Origin of the sequence: Mesorhizobium sp. M1E.F.Ca.ET.041.01.1.1, assembly GCF_003997355.1 — a bacterium.
In the GTDB taxonomy this organism is placed as follows: domain Bacteria; phylum Pseudomonadota; class Alphaproteobacteria; order Rhizobiales; family Rhizobiaceae; genus Mesorhizobium.
This window is the reverse complement of record NZ_RZSL01000450.1, coordinates 1-5,120: the sequence shown is the minus strand read 5'-3', so window position 1 is coordinate 5,120 and position 5,120 is coordinate 1. Positions and strand designations below refer to the sequence as shown.

Below are 5,120 nucleotides of genomic sequence, written 5' to 3'. Positions count from 1 at the left end.
GTACTCGTCTATGCGCTCGGCGATCGTGGCCGGATCGCCGACGAGCGCCGTACCGGCGCCACCGCGCACCAGGCCGACGCCGGCCCATAGGTTCGGCGCGATCTCGAGCTTCGAGCGATCGCCGCCATGCAATGCGCTCATGCGCGCCTGACCGACCGAGTCCATGCGGGCAAATACCTTTTGCGCCGAGGCGATGGTCGCATCGTCGAGCCGGCTGATCAGCCTGTCGGCGGCCGCCCAGGCCTCCCCGGTGGTTTCGCGGGCGATGACATGCAGGCGGATGCCGAAGGAGAGCTTACGGCCGGCCTTCTCCGCGAGTTCGCGCACGCCGTCGAGCTTGCGCTCGACATCGGCCGGCGGTTCGCCCCAGGTCAGATATTTGTCGATCTCCTGTGCCGCCACGGTCGATCCAGCATCGGAAGACCCGCCGAAATAGAGCGGCGGATAAGGAGTCTGCACCGGCGGGAACAGCAGGCGGCCATCCTCGATGCGGAAATGCTTGCCCTGATGCTCGACCGTCTCGCCGCTCAGCACGCGCTTGTAGACCTGCAGGAATTCCTGCGTCACCTCGTAGCGCTCGGCATGGGACAGGAAGATGCCGTCGCCCTTGTTCTCAAGCGGGTCGCCGCCAGTGACGACGTTGATCAGCAGCCGTCCGTTGGAGATGCGGTCGAGCGTCGCCGTCATGCGGGCGGCAAGCGTTGGCGACTGCAGGCCGGGCCGCACCGCGACCAGGAAACGCAACCGTTGTGTCAGCGGCGCCAGCGCCGAGGCGACGACCCAGGAATCCTCGCAGGACCTTCCGGTCGGCAAGAGCACGCCATAATAGCCAAGCGTATCGGCCGCCTGCGCCACCTGGGTCAGGTAGTCCAGATCGACCGCCCTGCCGCCTTCGGACGTTCCGAGATATCGGCTGTCGCCATGCGTCGGCAAGAACCACAGCACTTTGATGCGATCGGAAATATTGTCAGCCATGTCCGTTAAATTTCTCAGCGAAGCGATTGCGATTCAGTTGCAGGCACAGTGGTGCTGCCGTCGTTCTGACCGCCGAGAAAACGTTAGTCTATCAATCTTGTAGAGTTACCGCTTTCTATTTTCCGGCCGAAGCTTGGATTTTTCCTCCCCGGGCGAGATCGGATCCGGAATGCAGCAGAGCATCACGGACCAAAGCGCAGCCCTACGCGATTGGTAATAGCGCCTCGGCGGATTTGGTACCCTCGACGCGGCTCGCGGCAACGGGGCCAGCCTTCTCGATCGGCTTGCGCATGTCTGCTGCCTATTTTCTGTAGCTCAGACGCATCAGGGGCGGAGATCGAGCATGGCCTTCAAGTGCAACTATCAAGAACGGTTACCTGACGCGGAAATGGCATGCATTTCTTCGACCAGATCGAGCAAGGTGCTGATGGTGCTGGGCGGCAGCGTCCGTATCAGTTTCGCACTACGCGATCTCCAAGCTGCACGTGACGCGGCTGGTGCACTTGAACGAGATCCTCGGCCTTCATCCGATGGATCTGGTCTATGCGGCAGCACCGCATCTGTTTGGCAACACGGTGGAACATGCCGCTGACCAGATCACGGCCGAATACCTGGGGGGACAGGCCCAAGAAGCGACCGAGCTCCTCCCTGGTCAGACCGACGTCACGCCGCGGCGGCTCCCATCTCGGCATACTCCACCCACCGCAACAACTTTTCTTTCCCTTACTAATCAATCCATCCGATCCTTCGCAGGATCTACGGTGGCGGATTTCCCCAAATTACGCAGCCAGCCGCGCCGGCGGCGGCTCCTAGCTCCAACTCCATCAGCCGTTTGGCGGCGAAGCCCGATCATCCCGCGCAGAATTATCGGGCCCGGGGTCTTCTGCACAAGCGCCACGCCGGTTCATTAGTGCTATGGATCATCGGCGTGACCGCCCCGCTACCCAGCTAAGCCACCTCACGCGCCGTTGCTTTTCCTTGTGCGTTTATGTCGATCGAAGGGCCGACCGATACCGGCCAGCAACGATACGGCGGAAGAACCACAGAATGACCGGGCAAACGAGGAGCATGACGGCGCCGAAGTCGAGCGCGGCGCTCGCGGTCCCGAGCTACGTGGAAAGCTTTCCGCCGATCGCCGATCCAACCGGGCTGCCGGCATAGAAAGCCGTATAGAATATTCCCATTCCGATCGCCCGCGTCTTCGGCTCGAGCACGCGGGCAGGAAGGCTCATGATCGCGCCAGCAGGCAGACCGCAAACAATCCCGACGGCAATGACGACAGGAAGTACCGGGCCGCTTCGCGACAGCAAAACTGTCAGCAGGGCAATGGCGATGCAGCCAGCGACAATGATGGCTTCGCCGCGTTTGGTCTGATCAGCGAGGAAGCCACCGAAGGGAACCGAAAGCGCTGCGAGCCAGAGCACGATACTGATCGTTGATCCAGCTCGCAGCAATGGCCCGGCCTCGCTCAACCAGCATAGATGGTCCGAAACTGAAGATCATCGCAAAAGCGATATTGTAGAGACACCAGATCGAGCTAACAGCGATCACTGTATAGACCGTTTCTGAGGTGAGACTGCCTCGATCGCCCTCAACGGAGACGGCCCCTTCTGGCGCGCGATAGACAAAGGCCATGAGACCGAGGCCGATCAGGATCCACCCTGCGACGGCGAGGTTGACGGCGTGAAGCCCCGACCTTGCTGCGATCAATGGCAGGAGCGGGGTAGAACGCAACTTTCATTGCGTTCTGTGGCTGGCTTCATTAATCAAACTGAATTTTGCAGCAGCCAAAATCAGGAGCATTCCGTGACAGAAGAAATCGAGAACAATAGTGACGCCCTCATCGAACTTACCGCCGACGTCGTATCGGCTTACGTATCGAACAATCCGGTCCCCGTGGGCGATCTTCCGGGTCTGATCGACCAGGTGCATGCCGCCTTAAAAGGCACGATCGGTGGCCCGGTCGTGAAGCCTGAGGAGCTCAAGCCTGCCGTTCCCATCAAGAAATCGGTCACGCCCGACTACATCATCAGCCTGGAGGACGGAAAAAAATTCAAGTCGCTGAAACGGCATCTCGCGACCCATTATGGTCTGACGCCTGAAGAATACCGCGCCAAGTGGGGCCTGCCGGCAGACTATCCGATGGTCGCCCCGAGCTATGCCGCGACGCGCTCGGCTTTAGCCAAGACCATGGGCCTAGGTAGAAAGCCTGATCAGACCGAACAGGCAGCCCCTGCAAAGAGGACCCGTAAGAACGGCGCGGCCTGAGCGTTGTTCCGGCGCGCTGACTTGAAAGGCGGGGAGAACCCGCCTTTCGTCGCATTCGCGCTAGGTAGCAACTTGCGCACGGCATGCTCGATTTATGTTCCCCGTACGATTTCGTCTGTGGGGGGACGGTATGGGCCACCGCCGGGCGGCTGCTCCGCATGTGCAAGAGGCCGTCAGCTCACTTCACTTTGCTGAGATTGCCGGCTGAGGATTTCCCGGTGCGGCGGTCCTGCTCGATCTCGTAATTAACCTTTTGCCCGTCAGCGAGAGTCGAAAGCCCCGAATGCTCCACAGCGGAAATGTGGACAAAAACGTCCGGGCCACCCGCATCGGGCTGAATAAAGCCGTAGCCCTTCGTGCTGTTGAACCAGACAGTGCCAGTTGCCATGCATTTTTCCTTTGTATCAGTTGCAGTGTTGGTTTGCCCAAGCCAGTTAACATTCTGACTTGGGGATAGGCGCAGCAAAAACGAGAAATCCCAAGGCCCTTGGATTGCTTGCCATGCACGATACCGGCCGTAAACGCGCAACAACTGCTTTGTCCCTTATGGCTGCAACGGCCGTTGCGGGCGCCGACGATCAGGTCTTCGCCGCCCTTGAACAGGATCGCCAGCGCGAAGGCGCCCCGAGAGCCGCTTCAGCGCCTGGTGCGCGGCCTCGACCGGATTCAGCCCCTTGGCGACCTCGCGCGACACCAGATGGGCGACGACCTCAGAGAAGGCGATGGAAAAGTGAGATGGACCCCTAAGCTGGCGTCGTCCAGTCCGGAGAGGTATCCGGCCTCACAAACATGCCTCAGTTGTGAACGCACTTGGGCGGGCTTTCGGCGGGCGTCTCTGTGTGAGTTGTCGACAAACAAGCCGGCCGACCAAAGCCCCTGCTCGGCACTTGATCTAACAGGATCATGACGCTTCGTTTAGTCGAACGTTAAGGGTCCTCGCCATAGGTTCGGCGAGGAGTGGGACACGGATCAGACAAGGCGCGCGGCGGCAGAGCGTCAGATCTGCGGGCTCGCCTAGAATGCCGGATACTCCGGCCGACCGGAGCTGCGCTCCTCAGATTGCTTGTTAACCGGCCGAGGTTTTTCGCCTTCGACCCGATTGGACCCGTGGCAGAACCGGCGAGATGCGAGGATGATTGCGGCTCTCGGAAACCTTTCTTTGCAGAAGGTGGGTGCACAGGCGATGGTGGGGCTTGAGCAGACTGGCCCCGACACGGTTGACGCTGCCGGGGGGCATAGCGTAGCCGCCCAAACGGAGTTCGACGATGTGAGGCTCATTCTGCGCCGCTGGCAATCAGCCTGCGGCACAGGCGCCCTGCCGCCCTATGAAGAGATTGCGTTGGGCAGCGTCGGCCGCTTCTCGGACGAGATCGCTGTAGTCCGTCGTTTGGGCGATGAGCCACCATCCCTTTTGCGCTGCGGCCAGCGCTTCCGCGCGATCGTGGGCTTTGCGGAGTCCGCGCGCAGCCTCGATGAGCTGCCATATATCTTCAATCTGGCAATCGGCTTCGCCATCGACAAGGCCTCATTGGCAAGCGAGCCGCGGCTCACAGTTTGCCACTGGGTCGTGGACGGCAAGGTCTCCATCATCGAGATTGTCGCGCTGCCGTTGTCGTGCCGCTGGCCGGGTGAATACTTCCTTCTCTTCCTTCGCCCGCGCGCCAGCCAGTTCGAGCTTGGCAGTTTGCTCATCAACTCCACTCAGGAAGGCATCATCGGGCTGAGTCCGATCGATTGTGGGCATGGCGCAATCTCTGACTTCTGCATTCTGAGTGTCAACGAGGCCGCGGCGGGCTTCCTTGGATCGACCATCGATAGCCTCCAGTTCACGCTGCTCTCGGACGCGCTGACCAGGGTCGGCATAAGCGAGATACCAC

Annotated in this window: 4 protein-coding genes and 1 pseudogene; 2 read left to right on the top strand and 3 right to left on the bottom strand. The window is 60.7% G+C overall.

Annotated features, from left to right (window positions below; translation table 11 throughout):
* Together ssuD and EOA38_RS40545 are read right to left on the bottom strand one after the other, a co-directional pair.
* Positions 1-975 (bottom strand): FMNH2-dependent alkanesulfonate monooxygenase (ssuD, locus tag EOA38_RS27430; RefSeq protein WP_127300696.1); only part of this gene is annotated, 975 nt, incomplete at its 3' end.
* A 1,109-nt stretch (positions 976-2,084) separates the two neighbouring features.
* Positions 2,085-2,447 carry an MFS transporter gene (locus EOA38_RS40545; protein WP_245480928.1) on the bottom strand — a complete coding sequence of 121 codons (363 nt, stop codon included), beginning with the start codon at positions 2,445-2,447 and terminating at the stop codon, positions 2,085-2,087.
* 334 nt (positions 2,448-2,781) lie between these two features.
* On the opposite strand from EOA38_RS40545, the gene EOA38_RS27420 reads away from it, so the two are divergent.
* Positions 2,782-3,243, top strand: coding sequence for a MucR family transcriptional regulator (locus tag EOA38_RS27420; protein ID WP_127300695.1), 462 nt, complete (start codon positions 2,782-2,784; stop codon positions 3,241-3,243).
* A gap of 178 nt (positions 3,244-3,421) precedes the next feature.
* Here EOA38_RS27420 and EOA38_RS27415 read toward each other — a convergent pair whose 3' ends face one another.
* A complete protein-coding gene (locus tag EOA38_RS27415; RefSeq protein ID WP_127300694.1) occupies positions 3,422-3,631 on the bottom strand; it encodes a cold-shock protein in 210 nt (69 codons plus the stop codon).
* Positions 3,632-4,375: 744 nt separating this feature from the next.
* Here EOA38_RS27415 and EOA38_RS27410 point away from each other — a divergent pair.
* Positions 4,376-5,120: pseudogene (locus EOA38_RS27410) on the top strand (hypothetical protein); the annotation flags it as partial.

What these genes read in the sequence shown, in the direction of transcription:
- EOA38_RS27415 (WP_127300694.1), bottom strand. Translation starts at nt 3,631, where the DNA reads ATGGCAACTGGCACTGTCTGGTTCAACAGCACGAAGGGCTACGGCTTT.